16 protein-coding genes are annotated in these 19,686 nt (G+C 46.1%); 9 read left to right on the top strand and 7 right to left on the bottom strand.

All coding sequences use genetic code 11. The features are described from left to right. Window positions 1-1,845, bottom strand: a complete 1,845-nt coding sequence (recQ, locus tag CIK94_RS04095; protein ID WP_094421447.1) for a DNA helicase RecQ — start codon at window positions 1,843-1,845, stop codon at window positions 1-3. 128 nt (window positions 1,846-1,973) lie between these two features. Here recQ and CIK94_RS04090 point away from each other — a divergent pair, with 128 nt between their 5' ends. The 6 genes from CIK94_RS04090 to hisS all read left to right on the top strand — a co-directional run bounded on the left by CIK94_RS04090 (window position 1,974) and on the right by hisS (window position 8,340). Beyond that, on the top strand, window positions 1,974-2,417 hold the full coding sequence (locus CIK94_RS04090) for an AraC family transcriptional regulator (RefSeq protein WP_022309522.1): 444 nt from the start codon (window positions 1,974-1,976) through the stop codon (window positions 2,415-2,417). Window positions 2,418-2,472: 55 nt separating this feature from the next. Further along, window positions 2,473-4,407 carry a dihydrofolate reductase gene (locus CIK94_RS04085; RefSeq protein ID WP_094421444.1) on the top strand — a complete coding sequence of 645 codons (1,935 nt, stop codon included), beginning with the start codon at window positions 2,473-2,475 and terminating at the stop codon, window positions 4,405-4,407. After that, complete coding sequence (locus CIK94_RS04080; protein WP_022309524.1) at window positions 4,404-5,021, top strand: DNA alkylation repair protein; 618 nt, start codon at window positions 4,404-4,406, stop codon at window positions 5,019-5,021. Before CIK94_RS04085 ends, CIK94_RS04080 begins: the two co-directional genes overlap by 4 nt. A gap of 178 nt (window positions 5,022-5,199) precedes the next feature. Next, window positions 5,200-5,679 (top strand): Fur family transcriptional regulator, encoded by a 480-nt coding sequence (locus tag CIK94_RS04075; RefSeq protein WP_022309525.1) that lies wholly within the window; start codon window positions 5,200-5,202, stop codon window positions 5,677-5,679. An 18-nt stretch (window positions 5,680-5,697) separates the two neighbouring features. Continuing rightward, a complete protein-coding gene (locus CIK94_RS04070) occupies window positions 5,698-6,975 on the top strand; it encodes an adenylosuccinate synthase (RefSeq protein ID WP_094387008.1) in 1,278 nt (425 codons plus the stop codon). Next, window positions 6,976-8,340: a histidine--tRNA ligase gene (gene hisS, locus CIK94_RS04065; protein WP_094388152.1), complete on the top strand. Its 1,365-nt coding sequence runs from the start codon at window positions 6,976-6,978 to the stop codon at window positions 8,338-8,340. A 73-nt stretch (window positions 8,341-8,413) separates the two neighbouring features. On the opposite strand, the gene CIK94_RS04060 is transcribed toward hisS, so the two are convergent. After that, a complete protein-coding gene (locus CIK94_RS04060) occupies window positions 8,414-8,971 on the bottom strand; it encodes an NADH peroxidase (RefSeq protein WP_022309528.1) in 558 nt (185 codons plus the stop codon). A gap of 80 nt (window positions 8,972-9,051) precedes the next feature. Continuing rightward, a complete protein-coding gene (locus tag CIK94_RS04055; RefSeq protein WP_094388153.1) occupies window positions 9,052-10,299 on the bottom strand; it encodes a DUF5103 domain-containing protein in 1,248 nt (415 codons plus the stop codon). A 338-nt stretch (window positions 10,300-10,637) separates the two neighbouring features. Between CIK94_RS04055 and CIK94_RS04050 the strand changes: the two genes are divergently transcribed. After that, entirely contained in the window at window positions 10,638-10,838 is a 201-nt protein-coding gene (locus CIK94_RS04050; protein WP_094388154.1) for a hypothetical protein, read from the top strand. A 10-nt stretch (window positions 10,839-10,848) separates the two neighbouring features. Here the strand turns inward: CIK94_RS04050 and pckA are convergent, their stop codons facing one another. Further along, complete coding sequence (gene pckA, locus CIK94_RS04045; RefSeq protein ID WP_094387522.1) at window positions 10,849-12,450, bottom strand: phosphoenolpyruvate carboxykinase (ATP); 1,602 nt, start codon at window positions 12,448-12,450, stop codon at window positions 10,849-10,851. Between the two features lie 868 nt (window positions 12,451-13,318). On the opposite strand from pckA, the gene upp reads away from it, so the two are divergent. After that, window positions 13,319-13,978 carry a uracil phosphoribosyltransferase gene (upp, locus tag CIK94_RS04035; protein ID WP_094421440.1) on the top strand — a complete coding sequence of 220 codons (660 nt, stop codon included), beginning with the start codon at window positions 13,319-13,321 and terminating at the stop codon, window positions 13,976-13,978. Between the two features lie 192 nt (window positions 13,979-14,170). On the opposite strand, the gene glyA is transcribed toward upp, so the two are convergent. The 3 genes from glyA to pyrB form a co-directional block, all read right to left on the bottom strand. Next, window positions 14,171-15,451 carry a serine hydroxymethyltransferase gene (gene glyA / locus CIK94_RS04030; protein WP_094421438.1) on the bottom strand — a complete coding sequence of 427 codons (1,281 nt, stop codon included), beginning with the start codon at window positions 15,449-15,451 and terminating at the stop codon, window positions 14,171-14,173. Between the two features lie 98 nt (window positions 15,452-15,549). Then, complete coding sequence (locus CIK94_RS04025) at window positions 15,550-16,005, bottom strand: aspartate carbamoyltransferase regulatory subunit (protein ID WP_094387519.1); 456 nt, start codon at window positions 16,003-16,005, stop codon at window positions 15,550-15,552. A gap of 2 nt (window positions 16,006-16,007) precedes the next feature. Beyond that, window positions 16,008-16,955: an aspartate carbamoyltransferase gene (pyrB, locus tag CIK94_RS04020; RefSeq protein WP_022309535.1), complete on the bottom strand. Its 948-nt coding sequence runs from the start codon at window positions 16,953-16,955 to the stop codon at window positions 16,008-16,010. Window positions 16,956-17,072: 117 nt separating this feature from the next. Between pyrB and CIK94_RS04015 the strand changes: the two genes are divergently transcribed. Further along, window positions 17,073-19,385, top strand: coding sequence for a penicillin-binding protein 1A (locus tag CIK94_RS04015; protein ID WP_094421436.1), 2,313 nt, complete (start codon window positions 17,073-17,075; stop codon window positions 19,383-19,385). Window positions 19,386-19,686: the final 301 nt, after the last annotated feature.

Genomic DNA, 19,686 nt, shown 5'->3' with positions numbered 1-19,686 from the left:
TTATACTTGTTTTATGCCATCCAGATAGTTGCGGATAGCGTCTGTAAATACCTTTCCATAATGTACCTTTTTGAATTCACCGATGCCACTGATATGGCCAAATTCCTCGATAGTGGTGGGCTTCTCTGCCGCCAGCGAGTGGAGCACTTTGTCGGACAGGATGAGGTAGGCGGCGAAGTTCTGCTTGTCAGCAATCTTTCTTCTCAACACGCGTAACTGCTCGAAGAGCTGCTTGTCTTCGACTGCGGACAGCTTCAGTTCGGGTATCTCGGTTTGGCGTGCGGTCGATTCCTGGCGACCACGAGTCTCCTTCTTCTTGTATGGAGTCAAACTGATTTCAGAGACTTCTGCCAGCATGGCATTGCTCTTGCCATACAGGACCTCTTTGCCCATATCAGTCACTTTTGCATGATTGTCTTCGTCGTAGGCAATGCTGATGTATCCCATTTGCAGCATTTGCAACAGATAGTCACGCCAGCGGGATGTCGTAACATCCTTGCCGACGCCAAAGGTCTTTAGCTTTTGATACTCATGACGCATGACGGTGGGGGAGAGCATGCCGCGCAGAATCTCGATGACAGTTCCAATGCCTATCTTTTCTTCGGTCCGCATGATGGCGCTCAAGGCTTTCTGGACGAGTAGTGTGCCGTCAAACCTGCGTGGCGGATGCTGGCACACATCACAGTTGCCGCAATCGCAGTCACGCTCTTCTCCGAAATAGTTGAGCAATATTCTGCGACGGCACACACTGCTTTCGGCATATTGCTGCATACGCTCCAACTTCAGGTTATTCACGTCGTTCTGGCCACTGCTGTTGGCAAACTGTCTGAGCTGGATGATGTCGGCAAGTGAGTAGAACAGGAATGTGTCGGCAGGCGCGCCATCGCGTCCGGCACGTCCTATCTCCTGGTAGAAACTCTCGATGCTCTTGGGCAGATTGTAGTGGAATATCCAACGGATATTGGGCTTGTCGATACCCATGCCGAAAGCGATTGTGGCGCATACTACCATAGTCCGGTCGTTCTTGAAATCTTCCTGTATCTTGCGGCGCGTCTGCCCGTCGAGTCCTGCGTGATAGGCTTGGGCATTGATGTTGGCCTTTCTCAGCGACTCGGCAACGCTCTCTGTAGTCTTTCTGCTCAGACAGTAGATGATGCCGGCGTCGTTGGGGTGGTTGCGTATATATGCATTGATGATTTTCATCTTCTCTGCCTTGGTCGATTCGCGCCTGACAGCAAGCGACAGGTTGGGGCGGTCAAATGAGGATATATAGGTCTCGCCTTTGATGGCAAGCTGTTTCAAGATGTCTTCGCGGGTTATCTTGTCGGCCGTTGCGGTCAACGCCATTACCGGGACATTGGCAAACCGTTCTCTAATTATACCCAACTGAGAGTATTCTGGCCTGAAGTCGTGGCCCCACTGGCTGATACAGTGGGCCTCGTCTATGGCAAAAAGGCTGATGTTGAGCTGGCTCAAGAAGAAGGGAATCTCTGCTATCAGTTTCTCTGGTGACATGTAAAGCAGTTTGATTTCCCCGTTGGCACATTTGCGCCGAATCAGTAAGTCCTCTTCGGTGTTGTTGTTGCTGTTGAGGGCAGCCGCCGGTATGCCGTTTTCTACCAGTGCCTCCACCTGGTCGTGCATCAGACTGATAAGGGGTGAAACCACAATGGTAACGCCGTCAAGCATCAGCGCGGGTACCTGATAGCATAGACTCTTTCCACCTCCTGTTGGCATAAGCACAAGAGAATCTTTTCCAGCCAGCGTGGCGTCTATTATCTCACGCTGTAATGGGCGGAAGGAGTGGTAGCCGAAATACCTATTTAATATATTAATTGGGTCCATGATAAGTAAATTTGTAGCAAAGGTACAAACAAATGGAAAAAAAGTTGACAAAAATGACATTAATTTCAAAATTGTGGCTAATTTTGCAGTAGTAAATATCAGGAAACAAGAGTTATAGCATATAGAAGATGACAAAATACAATATTACAGAGGCTCGGGAGAGAGAGGCAGCCTATCGCTCATTGATAAATCCTAAATTGATGGATGAATTGAAGCAGAAAATACTTGAGGTAATCCTTATTCAGAAGAAATACAAGGACAAGAATTATTCTGCCAAGAATCTGGCTGAGGATTTGGGCACCAATACTCGTTATATATCTGCCGTGGTCAATGTGCGCTTTCATATGAATTATACATCCTTTGTCAATAAATATCGTATAGAGGAGGCTATGGGCATTCTCACAGACCGTCGCTATACCCACATGAAGATGGAGGATATTTCTCAGATGGTAGGCTTTGCCAACCGCCAGTCGTTTTATGCTGCTTTCTTTAAAATCAATGGTTGTACTCCCCGCGAATACAAACTGCGTTATGCCCAGCGTTCTGCTGGGGCTGACAGTTCCAGAAAATGAGAATGTCAGAGGAGATGTCCATTGAATCAAGTATAAGCTAAAAAGTCATGTTCCGATGAAGGAAGATTTCAATTATTCCGACGAGCGCTTTGCCGATATCCAGATGCTTCGTTATCGCTTGAACGGATTTGAGCAGTTGTCGCTCCGCAAGAAACTATATATCTACTATCTTTCTCAGGCCACTCTTTGTGGCCGTGATATCACGTTCGACCAGTTTGGCCGATACAATATTCGCATTCGCAAGATGCTGGAACAAATCTATCTCCATTATGAGGGAGATAGGCAGTGTGAAGAGTTTAAGGCATTGGAGATTTATCTTAAGCGAGTTTGGTTCTCTAATGGCATTTACCATCATTATGGATGCGAGAAGTTTGTACCGGGATTTACGCGTCGGTATCTTGATGAGGTGATAGGGTCTCTTGGAATAAAAATATTTGACAGCGATGAGCAGAAATGCGAAGTCTATGATGTCATTTTTGACCCTGAGGTATTGCCCAAGCGTGTAAATCAGGCAGATGGGGTGGACTTGGTGCAAACCTCGGCATGCAATTTCTATCAGGATGTCACCCAACTTGAGGCAGAACAATACTATGCAGCCTTAAAGTCTAAGGTAGGCAACGATTGCCAGCCCTCGTTTGGTCTCAATTCCAAACTCGTCAAAGAGGATGGGATAGTAAAAGAACAGGTATATGCTGCTGATGGCCTATATGGTAAGGTCATTCGTGAAATCATCGTTTGGCTGGACCGCGCGGCACAGGTGGCAGAGAATGAGCGTCAGCGCGAGCTCATCTCACAGCTTATAGCCTACTACAGGACTGGTGATTTGGCGATCTTTGACCGTTACTCGATAGAATGGATAGCGGAGCAGGATGGCCTTGTCGATTTCATCAATGGATTTATTGAAGTCTATGGTGACCCGCTGGGGCTCAAGGGCTCTTGGGAGGGCATCGTAGAATATAAAGATATAGATGCTACCAAGCGTACACGTACTATCAGTGACAATGCGCAATGGTTTGAAGACCATTCTCCTGTCGATGCACGTTTTCGCAAGCAACAGGTGAGAGTCGTCACTGCCAATGTGGTGTGTGCGGCTATGCTTGGTGGTGATGAGTATCCGGCTTCGGCTATTGGTATCAACTTGCCTAACGCTGAATGGATAAGGGCTCAGCATGGTTCTAAGAGCGTTACTATCGGAAATCTTACCGAAGCGTATAATAAGGCGGCTCATGGTAACGGCTTTTTGGAGGAATTCGTCATAGATGGGGATACACTCAACCTTATTAATAAATATGGAGACCTCTGTGACGATTTGCATACAGACCTCCACGAATGTCTTGGGCATGGAAGCGGCCAGTTGCTCCCCGGTGTGTCATCCGATGCACTCAAAGCCTATGGCTCTACCATCGAGGAAGCGCGTGCCGATCTTTTCGGGCTTTATTATCTGGCTGATGCCAAGCTGATAGAATTGGGGCTGGTGCCAGATGCAGAAGCATATAAGGCCCAATATTATACCTATATGATGAATGGTCTTATAACCCAGTTGGTAAGAATTGCTCCTGGAAATCTTATCGAGGAAGCCCACATGCGTAACCGTGCCCTGATAGCCCGTTGGGTGCTTGAGCATGGCGATGGTTGTGTCGGTCTGGTATGCAGAGACGGCAAGACCTACCTTGTGGTCAATGATTATCACGCTTTGCGCTGCTGTTTCGGTCAATTGCTCTACGAGATTCAGCGCATCAAGAGTGAAGGCGACTATGAATCGGCCCGCAAACTGGTTGAGCAGTATGCGGTCAGAATAGACAGCGAACTGCATAATGAAATATTGAGTCGTTATCGCCGTCTCAATATCGCTCCCTATAAAGGTTTTATTAACCCGGTGCTTGTTCCCGTCTGTGATGATGACCGGAATATCGTTGATATAAAGGTCGATTATACCGAAGGGTATACTCAACAGATGTTACGTTACTCTAAAGAATTTGGATATTTATGACAGAAGAAACACACGAGAAACTGAAGGCTATCAAGCAGTCTTTTCGCTCGATGATGAATGGCCCCGTGTCGCAGTCTATGCGCGAAAAAGGTTCAGACTATAAGATAAATTGGGGAGTGGCACTTCCTCTGTTGCAGAAAATGGCGACAGAGTATGGCCACGACTACGACCTTGCTATCAATCTATGGAAGGAGAACATACGTGAATGTAAGATTTTGGCCACAATGATTATGCCGCCCGAGCAGATGTTGCCAGAAGTGGTGGATGTGTGGATGGAACAGACCCATACGCAGGAAATGGCTGAGATTGCAGCTTCCAAACTGTATCAGTATCTTCCATTTGCTTCAGTTATGGCTTATGAATGGATAGCTACAGACAAGGTATATTATCAGATAGCTGCCTATAATATATTGGGACGTTTGTTCGCCCGTGGAATGGCTCCCAACGAACTTGGTATCAATGAATTCTTGGACCAGGTCGCTGTGGCGCTCCAAGACGATAATATCGGTGTAAGGCATGCTGCATACAATTGTCTTACTCATTTTGAAGACCTTGGTGACGATTATGCACTTCTTGCTCAAAAGGCCATGCGTTCACAAGGGCTTCATCTCTGAAACGAAAATACTCAAAGGACTGACAGGATGGGCTGACGCCTGTTCTGCAGTTCATTTGCATCTTGCTTCTGTCATCAAGCAACAAAATCAACATCGTAGGTTATCTTTTTCTCTTATTTATACCTTATTTATATAAAAATGATGTAACTTTGTAGCAACATTAATATGTAACGGATAGATGGTGGATAACGTCAATATTAAAGCAAGAGAAATATTGGACAATTATCTTGAGATGCACAATCATCGCAAGACACGTGAACGTTACTTTGTACTTGATGCCATCTGCCGGATGCCTGGTTGTTTTACCCTAAAGGAACTTGATGCTAATTTGAGATTGTCAAATTTCAGGGTATGTCGGGCTACTCTCTACAATGCTATACGTCTTTTTACGGAACTGCGTTTGGTCATCTGCCACCGTTTGGCCGATGGCACGTACTACGAGAAGGGGTTCAATGGTGAAAGCCGTGTGCATCAGGTTTGCAATGTCTGTGGTAGGATAACCGAAATAGACGAACCGGAGATAAGCGATGCTGTAAATGATATAAAATTGAAGCGGTTTCGTAAAGAAACATTCAGTCTGTATATTTATGGCGTCTGCAGTAGCTGCCAGTCCAAGGAGAAGCGTACGCGCAGCAAGGTTAGTAAGGAAAGAATATAAATACTCATTATAATTGATATGAATACAGGTAAAGTCGATGTCCTGTTGGGTCTCCAGTGGGGCGATGAAGGTAAAGGAAAAGTAGTGGATGTGCTTACTCCCCACTATGATGTGATAGCTCGTTTCCAGGGAGGACCAAATGCCGGCCATACCTTGGAGTTTGAGGGGCAGAAGTATGTTTTGCGTTCTATTCCATCTGGCATTTTCCAGGGCGGTAAGGTCAACATAATCGGTAACGGTGTGGTATTGGCGCCCGATTTGTTTATGGAAGAAGCCAAAGGTTTGGAGGATTCGGGTCACAATCTGCATGAGCGTCTGCATATCTCAAAGAAGGCCCATCTCATTATGCCTACCCATCGCATTCTGGACCGTGCTTATGAGGCTGCTAAAGGAAAGGCCAAAGTGGGAACGACAGGAAAAGGCATTGGCCCAACCTATACAGACAAAATTTCACGTAATGGACTGCGCGTAGGCGATATTCTGGATAACTTCAACGCTAAATATGCTGCCCATAAGGAGCGTCATCTCAAGATGCTGGCATCTATGGGATGGACAGACTTCGAGGGCTTCGAAGCCGTAGAAGCCAAATGGATGGAAGGCGTTGAGTATTTGCGTCAGTTTACGATTGTGGATAGTGAGAATGAAATCAACCATATCCTGCGTGAAGGCAAAAGCATACTCTGTGAAGGCGCTCAGGGCACTATGCTCGATGTCGATTTTGGCAGTTACCCATTTGTGACATCTTCTAATACCATTTGCGCAGGTGCTTGTACTGGCTTGGGTATTGGTCCTAACCGCATAGGCAATGTTTATGGTATCATGAAGGCTTATTGCACCCGTGTGGGTAGTGGTCCGTTCCCCACCGAACTGTTTGATGAAACTGGTGATACTATCCGTAATATCGGTCACGAATATGGTGCCGTTACCGGTCGTGAGCGCCGTTGTGGCTGGATAGACCTTGTACAGCTGCGCTATTCGGTCATGGTCAATGGCGTTACAGAACTCATCATGATGAAGAGCGATGTGCTGGATGGTTTTGATACTATCAAGGCTTGTATCGCATACAGATTGAAAGATGGAAGTGAAACATCTGAATTCCCTTATGAGATTGATGATGTGACTCCCATTTATAAGGAGATGCCAGGATGGAAGACTGATATGACCAAATTTACTTCAGAAGAGCAGTTCCCTGAGGCTTTCAGCAATTATGTGCATTTCCTCGAGGAGTATCTTGAGACACCTATTAAGGTTATTTCAATAGGTCCTGATCGTGAACAAACAATAGTAAGAAAATAAATGGCACAGAAACCTTCTATACCCAAAGGGACGAGAGATTTCGGCCCTATAGAAATGGCGAAGCGCAACTATATCTTTGATACCATTCGCCAAGTATATGCGCTTTATGGATTTCAGCAGATTGAAACTCCGGCAATGGAGACTCTCCAGACCCTGATGGGTAAGTATGGAGAGGAAGGCGACAAACTCTTGTTCAAGGTGCTCAACTCGGGCGATTATCTTGGCAAGATTACCGATGAAGAACTGGCTGGGCGCAATAGTCTTCATTTGGCTGCCAAGTTGTGTGAGAAAGGTTTGCGTTATGACCTTACCGTTCCATTTGCGCGTTATGTGGTCATGCATAGAGATGAACTTCAGTTGCCTTTCAAGCGCTATCAGATTCAGCCAGTGTGGCGCGCAGACCGTCCTCAGAAGGGACGTTATCGCGAGTTCTTCCAGTGCGATGCTGATGTTGTTGGCTCTGATTCGCTGCTCAATGAGGTAGAACTGATGCAGATTGTCGATACCGTCTTCTGCAGATTCGGCATTCGCGTTCAAATCAAGATTAACAACCGTAAGATTCTTACCGGTATCGCTGAGGTAATAGGCGAAGCTGACAAGATTGTTGATATTACGGTTGCAATAGACAAGCTGGACAAGATAGGGCTGGATAATGTCAACAACGAGCTTAGAGCTTGCGGTATTGGCGAAGAGGCCATTGAGAAGTTGCAGCCTATCATTAGCCTCGAGGGTTCCAACAATGATAAACTGCAGACCATCGCAGAGGTGCTTGCCACTTCTGAGACTGGACTTAAAGGCGTAGAGGAAACCCGCTTTATTCTGGATACGCTCGAGAAGGTGGGACTTACCAATGAGATTCAGCTTGATCTTACGCTTGCCCGTGGCTTGAACTATTATACAGGAGCAATCTTCGAGGTGAAGGCGCTTGATACCCCCATGGGAAGTATTACGGGTGGTGGCCGCTATGACAATCTTACCGGCATCTTCGGTATGCCAGGACTGAGCGGTGTAGGCATCTCTTTTGGAGCAGACCGTATTTATGATGTATTGAATACCCTTGAACTCTATCCCGAAGAGACTTTGAATGCTACCCAGGTGCTGTTCATCAACTTCGGTGAGAAAGAGGCCGCTTATAGTCTGCCCATTATCAGCGAAGTGCGCAAGAAGGGCATAAGGGCAGAGATTTATCCTGATGCGGCAAAGATGAAGAAGCAGATGGGGTATGCCAACGCCAAGGCCATACCTTATGTGGTCCTTGTCGGAGAAAATGAAATGAAAGAGGGCAAGGTAATGCTGAAGAATATGGTTACAGGAGAGCAGCAACTCGTTGCGCCCGAGGAAATGGTAGACATGATTAAGGCATAACCATTCTGAATAATTCCAACAAAAGAGGCTTCCACCAAGGGAAGCCTCTTTTGTTTTGGATATCTTTTTCTGATTATTTCTTGAAATAACGGTTGTAGAGACCCATGAAGCCGGCAGCGTGACGAGCTTCATCTTTCGCCATCTCATGGATGGTGTCATGCAGAGCATCAGAGCCTTCAGCTTTTGCCATCTTGGCAGCCTCAAACTTCTCTGCACATGCGCCCTTCTCGGCTGCAATGCGAGCTTCGAGATTGCTCTTGGTGTCTTTCAGCACTTCGCCCAACAACTCTGCGTAGCGAGAGGCGTGGTTAGCTTCTTCGTAGGCATAGTGCTCAAATGCACGTGCAATTTCAGGATAGCCCTCACGATCAGCCTGGCGAGCCATAGCCAAGTACATGCCTACCTCGCTACATTCGCCGGCGAAGGTGTTCTTGCAGTGTTGTACTAACTCGTCGCTAACCTTGTCGGTATAGGCACGGCCTAATTCGTGAACTGTGGCAAACTCTGGCTCGTCATCGAGAGATACTTCCTTAAACTTGCTCCGTGGAGCCTTGCAAAGAGGGCAGAACTCTGGAGCCTCTGTTCCTTCATAGATGTAACCGCAAACGGTACAGATAAATTTCTTCTTCATGATGTTATTGTTTTATGTATGTTATCGTATTGCAAATATACGCCAAATTTGATAAAACACCAACTATTTCACATTATTTATCATCGTGTGTGAATGTGGGCAACGCCTACTAAACGGTCGTAGCGGCTACCTTGGGCATGATAGTACACCAGGGCTGTATATTTGTTTTCTGTCTGGTAGGAGTTGCCTTCAGTGGGCACAAAGCCGATGCGCCCAGTAGGTGAAACCCAAAGGTACTGATAGTTGTAGTAACCTTGTTTTAACCTTATGGCAGTTTCATAACAACCGTTGTCTTCATTCCATTGCATCTGGTAATAGGGTGTGAACTGGTCGTGAGTCCAGTTGCCGTTAAGGTATATCTCTCCTGGCAGCCGTTTGGTCTTGAGAGTGAAGTGTACGGTTTGGTATTCCGAGGTGTAGTTGATTTCACGATTGTCACTATTGCGTATGAAGTATGCGCCGTTGGAGTCTTCGTCATACACATAGTTCGGGCGAGGCTCGTCGGGCCATAGATATGCGTGGTATTCTGTATTGTCCCATTCCAAGTTTTCTACGCCCATATTGGCATGATTGACATCGAGAATTTCAAATTTTCGGTATTCGTTTCCGCCATCAAAAACAAGTTGCGGACAGTGTGTCCATGTCAGCCCATCGGTTTTGATATATTGCGGGGAAGGGTTAGTCACGGCATTATCCCATCTGTTGTTCTGCAGAAAGACTGTCGTGATTTCCCGCTTCCAATCATTAATCCGAAGGTCATTGAAATGTACGCCCATTTCTATCTGCTGATGTCTACCGTTGACGTCGGCATCAGTATTAGAGGTTGTGCGCATTTCTATGCCTGCAGCAGCTTCTGCCACCATAAAGTAGGTTTTGAAGATGGGCTCGTTGTTGTCGTTCTCATCATAAACCGTAACACAATAGTTGCCGCTTAACTTTAATCGGCACCTCTCATTGGGAAGGGAGAAATGGTAGTGGGTGTATAGGGTGTTGGTATTGAGGGATTGTTCAAGATTGTCGATAAGATTGCCGTCTGCAAATCCGTCAATATAATCACTGTCAAACAGCGAAGAAGTGGGTTTCCAATTGGCATCGCAGTGCTCTATGCGATAAGCATATCGCTGCGATTCGTGGGTCAGGTCGTCGAAGTCGATGTTTACGGTCTCTCCGCTATTCAGCATGATGACAGGCAGGTCTGTCCATCGCTGCTCGGCTACGGTTTGCAGCGTCTGGATGTTGCTTTTGTATAGAGTAGGGCGTTGGGCCGAAACGGTAATGCAAGTCAACGATGATAGCCCAACAGCAATGATATATCGAAATTTGTTCATCTTCTTGTGTTGTCTATGCAAAAGTAGTCAAACGAAATGAATGTGGCAAGAAAAAGACAATAAAAAAGGGCAAGATAATCACTTACCTTGCCCTTCTTCGCGCCAGTCATTTGTATTAGTTCGTTTTAGATAATAATGCTAAAAAGTATCATTATTATGACTTAAACCAATACATAGGCTGACTCGCATTCTAAAAACATCATCTTAACCTTAAATCTATCAAACTAACTAACCTATTGTATTACATTCTCCCGAATGCGATGCAAAGGTATAAAGATTTACGATAACAACCATCATTTTTATCGCAATTTTATGTGAAAACGGCCTTTTGTTGACTTATGTCAAATGTATTAAGAACTAATGAAAATCTTGATACCGTGAAGGGGAGAAATGGGGCGGAAATGCCAGAGATTCCATTAACATTTATTATAAAGAAGCTATCCCTGCTTATGGGCATCAATGGGGCGTTGAAGCGGTCGTTAATAAAAAAAAGAGACCACTCCGATACGGAATGGCCTCTTGATATACTGGGTTTGTAAGTTCTAAAGATTAGAGCTTTGGACCGGCAGCAACGAGAGCCTTGCCAGCTTCGTTGTTTGTGTACTTAGCGAAGTTCTTGATGAAGCGGGCAGCGAGGTCCTTAGCCTTCTCCTCCCACTGAGTTGCGTCAGCGTAGGTGTCGCGAGGATCAAGAATCTCTGTAGCAACTCCGGGGAGCTCTGTGGGCACCTTGAAGTCGAACATAGGAATCTGCTTTGTAGGAGCCTTGTCGATGTCACCGTTCAGGATAGCGTCGATGATACCACGGGTGTCGCGGATAGAAATACGCTTGCCTGTGCCGTTCCAGCCAGTGTTTACGAGGTAAGCCTTGGCGTTGTTCTTCTTCATCTTCTTAACCAGCTCCTGAGCATACTTTGTAGGATGCAGCTCGAGGAATGCCTGGCCGAAGCAAGCTGAGAAAGTAGGAGTGGGCTCTGTGATGCCGCGCTCTGTACCAGCGAGCTTAGCTGTGAATCCTGAAAGGAAGTAGTACTGAGTCTGCTCGGGAGTCAGGATAGAAACGGGAGGCAGCACGCCGAATGCGTCAGCAGACAGGAAGATAACCTGCTTAGCAGCGGGTGCTGAAGAACCTGGCTGGATGTTGTTGATGTGGAAGATTGGGTATGAAACACGAGTGTTCTCGGTAACGCTCTTGTCAGCGAAATCGATCTTGCCGTTAGCATCAACAGTTACGTTCTCGAGGAGAGCGTCGCGACGGATAGCGTTGTAGATATCGGGCTCTGACTCCTTGTCGAGGTTGATAACCTTAGCGTAGCAGCCACCCTCGAAGTTGAACACGCCGTTGTCGTCCCATCCGTGCTCGTCGTCACCGATGAGCAGACGCTTAGGATCGGTAGACAGAGTGGTCTTACCAGTGCCTGACAGACCGAAGAAGATAGCTGTGTTCTCGCCGTTCTTGTCGCAGTTTGCTGAGCAGTGCATAGAAGCGATGCCCTTCAAGGGGAGGAAGTAGTTCATCATAGAGAACATACCCTTCTTCATCTCACCGCCGTACCATGTGTTGATGATAACCTGCTCCTTAGATGTTACGTTGAAAGCAACGCAGGTCTCTGAGTGCAGACCCAGCTCCTGATAGTTTTCTACCTTAGCCTTAGATGCGTTGTAAACAACGAAATCGGGCTCGAATGCCTCAAGCTCTTCAGCTGTAGGACGGATGAACATGTTGGTTACGAAGTGAGCCTGCCATGCAACCTCAACGATGAAACGAACAGCCATACGGGTGTCCTTGTTGGCGCCGCAGAAACCATCTACTACATAGAGGTTCTTGTTGCAAAGCTCTTTCTTGGCGATGCCCTTAACCGTAGCCCATACTTCCTCAGACATGGGGTGGTTGTCGTTCTTATACTCTTCAGAGGTCCACCATACTGTGTTCTTAGAGTTCTCGTCCATTACGATGTACTTGTCCTTAGGCGAACGACCGGTGTAGATACCAGTCTTAACGTTGACAGCGCCGAGCTCGGTCTGCTGGCCAACTTCAAAACCCTCGAGTCCTGCCTTGGTCTCTTCCTCGAACAACTGCTCGTAAGAAGGATTGTGGGCGATTACTGTAGCACCTGTAATGCCATACTTAGTTAAATCTAAATTTGCCATTTTTGTTGTTGTTTTAAAAATTTATATGGTCTGTTTAATTTCTGTTGTCAATTGCACTAACGTGGACTTATCTATAGATAATATCCACTCTTAGACGACGCAAAATTAAGCAAAAAACGGATAATGCCCAACCGAAAAACGACAAAAATACTCTTTAGTTAGATATTTTAGGTTAAAGAATTGAAAAACTATACATTGCCCGCTTTTTTTGCTATACGGAGTTTGCAAAAAAAATGAGTTTTACATACGTGATTGATATAGTTGGGGCCATAATCTTGAAAGATGATATGAGCGGGAGGCTCTTATGGCAGGTTATCGTGGAGCTGGGTGGGGTAGAGGTTAGCTATAATGTGAAATAAGCGTATAGGCAGGTGGCAACAAGATAGTTTTATGTGCCGTTAAGTGGGCTTTTTGCAGCAGGATGTCTGCATCGATAGTCGGTTTGGTATAATGATGTCGAAGGTGATGGCATATAATCTGAATTCGTGGGGTGATTTACTTGTTTCAGGTTTTGCATTTGCCGTTGCCAACCCTGCATTGATTGTTTTGCATTCTAAAAAGAATTTCGCGGTAGATGGCAAGAACTATGTTTCGATGACTGGTCGGGAACTGGCGAATGTGTGTAGAATATACGTTAATGTTAATTCTGACAATAATGCAATATGCTGTGGTTCGGAATGGGACTATGGGTCAATGGGCAGCAAGGGTGTGATAATTGTGTGCAGGGTACAATTTTGCCTTGTCGCGGTCATGGCAAGGAGGGTGTTGGCACCCCGAGAACATAAATACAGGAAAAACAGAAAAATATCGCGGGTTTTCCTTTGTTTTTTCTCGGGTTTACACTACCTTTGCAAGCAAAAAATAAACGATGGAAGTTATTAACCTAAGTGAGAAGAACTCCATTATCAACCAGTATCTGGCTGAGATGAGAGATGTCAATTATCAGAACAACCGTTTGCTTTTTCGTAACAACATCATGCGTATTGGCGAATTTGAAGCATTCGAGATTTCCAAAACATTAGATTATGCCCCTTGTGAGGTAACAACCCCGTTAGGTGTATCTACGGTCAACATGCCTACAGACAAGATTGTGCTCGCCACAATTTTCCGTGCAGGTCTTCCTTTCCATAATGGATTCCTTAATATTTTCGATCATGCCGGCAACGCTTTCGTTTCGGCTTATCGTGAATATGTAGACAAGGAACATCATGAAGTGGGTGTGCATGTAGAGTATCTTGCTACGCCAAGCATTGAGGGAAAGAACATTATTATAGCTGACCCGATGCTGGCGACAGGAAGCAGTATGGAGCTGGGCTACAAGGCATTCCTTACCAAGGGCACTCCAAAGCGCATCCATGTAGCTTGTGTCATTGCGACACCAGAGGGAATAGAGCATATCAAGAAGACTTTCCCCGAGGAAAAGACAACTATCTGGTGTGCAGCCATTGATCCAGGCCTGAACGACCACAAGTATATTGTGCCAGGTTTCGGTGATGCCGGTGACTTGTGCTACGGCAGCAAGTTGTAAGGAAAAAATGTTGGCAATCATCTGATTGTCTCGACTTTGCTGATGCTTTACTGCAAAGATAATCGCATCGTAGTGTTCTCGTCCTTGAGGGCATTACGATGCGATTTATAATTTCTCGATTGAAGCAAAAAGAAATCTCCCTCGTCACTTGGTGTGACAGAGGGAGATTTCTATATTGTATAGGGCGGTTGCTTAGTATGCGAAAAGTGGATAAGCCTTCATGGTCTCATTTACTTTCTCGCGTACGCGGGCGATAACCTGTTCGTCTTCGGGAGTGTTGAGCACCTCTTCTATCAGTTCGGCAACCAGGTGCATCATGTCTTCCTTGGCACCGCGTGTGGTCAATGCGGCTGTACCCAGGCGAATTCCGGATGTCTGGAATGCGCTGCGAGTGTCAAAGGGCACCATGTTCTTGTTGGCGGTGATATCGGCTGCGACCAATGCGTTCTCGGCGACCTTGCCGGTCAGCTCGGGATATTTGGGGCGCAGGTCTACCAACATTGAGTGGTTGTCGGTACCACCACTTACGATGTCAAAACCACGGCTGATGAGGTCGTCGGCCAATACCGCAGCGTTCTTCTTGACCTGGGTGGCGTACTCTTTCCATGATGGGAGCAGATTTTCGCCGAACGCAACAGCCTTGGCTGCGATAACGTGCTCGAGAGGTCCGCCCTGGGTGCCGGGGAATACGGCACTGTTGAGCAGGGAGCTCATCATGCGTACTTCGCCCTTCTTGGTAGTGATGCCCCATGGATTTTCAAAGTCTTTGCCCATCAGGATTACACCGCCGCGTGGACCGCGAAGGGTCTTGTGGGTGGTAGTGGTTACGATGTGTGCATATTTTACAGGGTTGTCCAACAGTCCGGCTGCAATGAGTCCGGCGGGATGGGCCATGTCTACCATAAACAGTGCGCCTACTTCATCGGCAATCTTGCGCATGCGGGCATAGTCCCATTCGCGGCTATAGGCAGAGCCTCCGCCGATGATGAGCTTTGGCTTGTGTGCCAATGCGAGGCGCTCCATCTCGTCATAATCGACACGGCCTGTTTCTCGGTTGAGTTCATAGCCAATTGGGTTGTACAGAATACCAGATGTGTTGACGCGTGAACCGTGGGAAAGGTGGCCTCCGTGGTCCAGATTGAGTCCCATAAAGGTGTCGCCAGGCTTGAGGATGGCTAATAATACTGCTGCATTGGCCTGGGCTCCAGAGTGGGGCTGAACGTTGGCAAACTCGGCGCCAAAGAGTTTCTTGACTCTCTCGCGGGCAATGTTCTCCACTTCGTCCACAATTTGGCAACCGCCGTAATAGCGATGTCCGGGCAGACCTTCAGCATACTTATTGGTAAGATAGCTGCCCATGGCCTGCATAACCTCGTCGCTGACAAAGTTCTCGGAAGCGATGAGCTCCATGCCCTTTAGCTGGCGCTGATGTTCCTTCTCGATGAGATCGAATATTATTTGGTCTCTTTCCATATTATTAGTTTTCCCGTCCTCTCCTCCAGAAGGAGAGTGAGCCCAACTTACTCTAATGGGATTTGTGTTGGTTATGAAACATTATTTTTTTATTGGAATTAGCATAACTTTACTTTGCTCAGTTCTTGCTCCTTGTCGCAATAGTGGCATTTGATGATGCCGTGAGCCTTGTCTATTACGTTGAAGATGGTGAGCATGGGCTCGTTGTTGCAGATGCATACAGGATTGTTGCATTTTACGATACCCCGCAGTTCGTCAGGAGTTTCTACGGTCTTTTTCTCTACAACTTCGTAGTCCTTGATGATGTTGAGCACGGCATTAGGAGCCAGTACTGATAATTGGGAGATTTCTGCATCGGTGAAAAACTTCCCGGAAACCTTGATGATTCCCTTGTGTCCTACTTTCTTTGACTCCAGATAGTTGCCTATAGTTACAGGGGTGGTCAGGGTGTCGAGTTTGAGCAGATTTGCCACCTTGTAGGTTTTCTCTGCAGGTATGTGGTCTATTACGGTGCCATTCTCAATGGCGGTAACTAACATTTCTTTCTTTGCCATGATTATTCTATTATAGTCTTGTCGTTTTTGATGTCGTCAAGGGTGATTCCGAGACAATGACAGAAGATGGCTTCGCGGGCGTAGAGTCCGTTTTTGGCCTGCTGTATATAGTAGGCATGTGGGTCGTCATCTACATCGTATGCAATCTCGTTGACGCGGGGCAGCGGGTGGAGTATCCTCATATTCTCCTTGGCGTATTTGAGCATGTCGCGGTTAAGGATGTAGATATTCTTGACCTTCTCGTATTCCATCAAATCGGAAAAACGCTCCTTTTGTACGCGCGTCATATATAGGATATCGGCATCTGCTATTACCTTCTCGTTGAAAGCCGTATGCTCTTGGTATCTGATGTTATGCTCTTTGCAGTAGAGCTTGTACTCTTGGGGCATCGCCAGCTCCTTGGGGGCTATAAAGTGGAATGTGGGGTTGAAATGGCGCATGGCAGTTATGAGGGAATGGACCGTGCGGCCATATTTCAAGTCGCCGACCAAATAGATGTTGAGATTTTCAAGAGTACCCTGGGTCTTGTATATCGAATAGAGGTCGAGCAGACACTGGGAAGGGTGCATGTGGGCGCCGTCTCCAGCATTAATAATAGGTATTGGTGCTACTTCGCTTGCATAAAGTGCAGCTCCTTCTATAGAGTGGCGCATGGCAATCACGTCAGCATAGTTGGACACCATAAGAATGGTGTCTTTAAGAGTTTCGCCCTTTGTTGTACTTGAAGTCTTGGCGTCAGAAAAACCAATAACGCGGGCTCCAAGGCGATTTGCAGCGGTTTGAAAACTAAGTTGGGTGCGGGTGGATGGTTCAAAGAAAAGCGTAGCCACTACTTTTCCTTTTAACAATTCTCTGTTAGGATGATTCTCAAACTCCTTTGCCATTTCCAAGAGGTATAGTATCTTTTCTTTGGAAAGGTCTTCGATCGTCACAAAATTATGTCTTTCCATATGTGTTGAAGAATGTATTATTCTAAATTGAGTGCTAAGTTACACATAATTTTCAAATATTTGTCCTTTGTTGCCATAAAAAATCGTATTTTTGCAGATATTTTTTCAATGCATTGTATGAGAAGAAAGGTTGTACATATTTTATGGGCTCTTTTGGGCTGTTCGGTATTGGCCGTGACAGTGGTGTTTACGGCAATTTGGAATGGATGGATAGGGTATATGCCTCCCATTGACGAGCTGCAGAATCCTATTAATAGATTTGCCACGCAGGTCTATTCTTCGGACGGCAAGGTGCTTGGCACGTGGAGCTTCAACCGGGAAAATCGTATTCCCGTGGCGTATAATAATCTGTCGCCCTATTTGGTCAAGGCGCTGGTTGCTACTGAAGATGCCCGCTTCTATGATCATTCTGGTATTGACTTTATTGCCCTTTGCCGTGCCATCGTCAAGCGTGGACTGCTCGGGCGTGAAAGTGCTGGCGGAGGCTCTACCATTACACAACAGTTGGCTAAACAGCTCTATACCGAGGTGGCTCATTCTACCGCCGAGCGTCTTATGCAAAAGCCGATAGAGTGGGTGATTGCCGTCAAACTTGAGCGTAACTATACCAAGGAAGAGATAATAGCCTTGTATCTTAATTATTTTGATTTCCTCCATAACGCCGTGGGAATCAAGACGGCTGCCAATACCTATTTTAATAAAGAGCCCAAGGACTTGACTATAACTGAGGCTGCACTGTTGATAGGTTTGTGCAAGAACCCTTCTTTGTTTAACCCGGTAAGATATCCGGATAGAAGTTTGCAGCGTCGTAATGTGGTGCTTTCGCAAATGCGCAAGGCCGGTTATATTACTGATGATGAGTATCGCAAATATTGCGCAGAGCCAATCAGGCTTGACTTTCATCGGACGGATCATAAAGATGGAACCGCCACATATTTCCGTGAATTCCTCCGTCAATATATGATGGCGTCTCGGCCTGAACCTGACAAATATCCTGTTTGGAATCGACGTCAGTATGTTCTTGATTCGATTGCCTGGGTAAGCGACCCGCTCTATGGCTGGTGTAATAAGAACTATAAGAAAGATGGTGAAAACTATAATGTTTATACTGATGGACTAAAGGTTTACACGACCATAGATTCTCGCATGCAACAGTATGCGGAGGATGCGGTCTACGGTCATGTTGCCAAGTATCTTCAGCCTTTGTTCACACGTGAAAATCGCAGAAAGCCCAATGCGCCGTTTACAGATAAACTTACGCCTAAGGAGGTGCAGCGCATTATGCGAAAGGCAATGGAGCAGAGTGAACGTTATCGCGCCATGAAGGCTGCTGGTGCTTCAGAAGAGGAAATTCGGCGTGCCTTCCGGACCAAAACTGACATGACGGTATTTTCTTATCAGGGAGATATTGATACGGTGATGACGCCGATGGATAGCATTCGTTATTACAAATCATTCTTGCGTGCCGGATTTGTAAGCATGGAGGCGCATACGGGCGCTGTCAAGGCTTATGTGGGTGGCCTTAATTACAACCATTTCATGTATGACATGGCAATGGACGGTAGGCGTCAGGTGGGTTCTACCATTAAGCCATTTCTCTATGCTTTGGCTATGGAGAATGGATTCACCCCATGTGATTTGGTGCCAAACGTTCAGCAGACATATATGGTTGCAGGTAAGCCATGGACTCCGCGTAATTCCAGTCATAAGCGATATGGAGAGATGGTTACTCTTAAGTGGGGACTGGCTCAGTCAAATAACTGGGTTTCAGCTTATCTTATGAGTAAACTTAATCCCCGGCAGTTTGTTACAATGCTCCATGATTTTGGAATTAACAATCCCGACATACATCCGTCGATGGCACTTTGCCTTGGTCCATGCGATGTATCTGTGGCAGAAATGGTGAGTGCATATACTACGTTTGCCAATAGCGGTATACGCTGTGCTCCAATGTTCGTGACCAAGATAGAGGACGCAGAGGGAAATGTGGTGGCACGTTTCCAGCCTCGTATGAACGAGGTGATTAGTTCTGAAAGTGCCTATAAAATGATAGAAGAACTGATGGGCGTAATCGATGGCGGTACTGGTGGAAGAATTAGGTATAAGTTTAATGTCGAGGGACCTATTGGAGGAAAAACCGGAACCACCAACCGTAACTCAGATGCCTGGTTTATGGGCTTCACGCCCCAGTTGGTGAGCGGCTGTTGGGTAGGTGGCGAGGACCGAGACATCCATTTCGATTCGATGGCGCTCGGACAGGGTGCCTCTATGGCACTGCCCATTTGGGCTTACTATATGAAGAAGGTGTATAGGAATAAGGATTTGGGCTATTCGCCTGATGTCGATTTTGATATTCCCGAAAATTTCAACTCGTGTGTAAAAGAAGTTGACGAAACTGGGTCAAATGACATAGAGGAAGTCTTTGAGTGATGAGTGACTGATAAAGCCATCTGCGGATATAAGAGCAGATGGCTTTATATCTTTTTGAAGTGTTCGGCATTTTGTATGAATTATGGCGGTTAGTCTCCCTATATAATATATTTTTTGGGATATAATTCCCCGGGGGCTCATTTTTGTTGGTATAAATCAATAAATGGAAAAAAATTTTAACTTTTTTTTTTTAATTGTTTGTGTAGTTTTTTTTTTTCAAAATGAGAAAAATATTTACAAAAAAAACAAAACACCCCCTCTTTTATCTTTTTTTTTTTTTCTTTTTTTTTTGGTTTGGGCA

This window comes from Prevotella sp. P4-51 (genome assembly GCF_002251455.1).
Taxonomy (GTDB): domain Bacteria; phylum Bacteroidota; class Bacteroidia; order Bacteroidales; family Bacteroidaceae; genus Prevotella.
Note: the sequence above shows the minus strand (reverse complement) of the source record. Positions and strands in the feature narration are given on the sequence as shown.

Coding starts and splice junctions, on each gene's coding strand:
- CIK94_RS04025 (WP_094387519.1), bottom strand. CDS start 16,005: ATGGCAAAGAAAGAAATGTTAGTTACCGCCATTGAGAATGGCACCGTA.
- CIK94_RS04050 (WP_094388154.1), top strand. CDS start 10,638: ATGTCAAATGTATTAAGAACTAATGAAAATCTTGATACCGTGAAGGGG.
- pckA (WP_094387522.1), bottom strand. CDS start 12,450: ATGGCAAATTTAGATTTAACTAAGTATGGCATTACAGGTGCTACAGTA.
- CIK94_RS04085 (WP_094421444.1), top strand. CDS start 2,473: ATGAAGGAAGATTTCAATTATTCCGACGAGCGCTTTGCCGATATCCAG.
- CIK94_RS04070 (WP_094387008.1), top strand. CDS start 5,698: ATGAATACAGGTAAAGTCGATGTCCTGTTGGGTCTCCAGTGGGGCGAT.
- CIK94_RS04055 (WP_094388153.1), bottom strand. CDS start 10,299: ATGAACAAATTTCGATATATCATTGCTGTTGGGCTATCATCGTTGACT.
- hisS (WP_094388152.1), top strand. CDS start 6,976: ATGGCACAGAAACCTTCTATACCCAAAGGGACGAGAGATTTCGGCCCT.
- CIK94_RS04090 (WP_022309522.1), top strand. CDS start 1,974: ATGACAAAATACAATATTACAGAGGCTCGGGAGAGAGAGGCAGCCTAT.
- upp (WP_094421440.1), top strand. CDS start 13,319: ATGGAAGTTATTAACCTAAGTGAGAAGAACTCCATTATCAACCAGTAT.
- CIK94_RS04015 (WP_094421436.1), top strand. CDS start 17,073: ATGAGAAGAAAGGTTGTACATATTTTATGGGCTCTTTTGGGCTGTTCG.
- CIK94_RS04075 (WP_022309525.1), top strand. CDS start 5,200: ATGGTGGATAACGTCAATATTAAAGCAAGAGAAATATTGGACAATTAT.
- CIK94_RS04060 (WP_022309528.1), bottom strand. CDS start 8,971: ATGAAGAAGAAATTTATCTGTACCGTTTGCGGTTACATCTATGAAGGA.
- recQ (WP_094421447.1), bottom strand. CDS start 1,845: ATGGACCCAATTAATATATTAAATAGGTATTTCGGCTACCACTCCTTC.
- pyrB (WP_022309535.1), bottom strand. CDS start 16,955: ATGGAAAGACATAATTTTGTGACGATCGAAGACCTTTCCAAAGAAAAG.
- glyA (WP_094421438.1), bottom strand. CDS start 15,451: ATGGAAAGAGACCAAATAATATTCGATCTCATCGAGAAGGAACATCAG.
- CIK94_RS04080 (WP_022309524.1), top strand. CDS start 4,404: ATGACAGAAGAAACACACGAGAAACTGAAGGCTATCAAGCAGTCTTTT.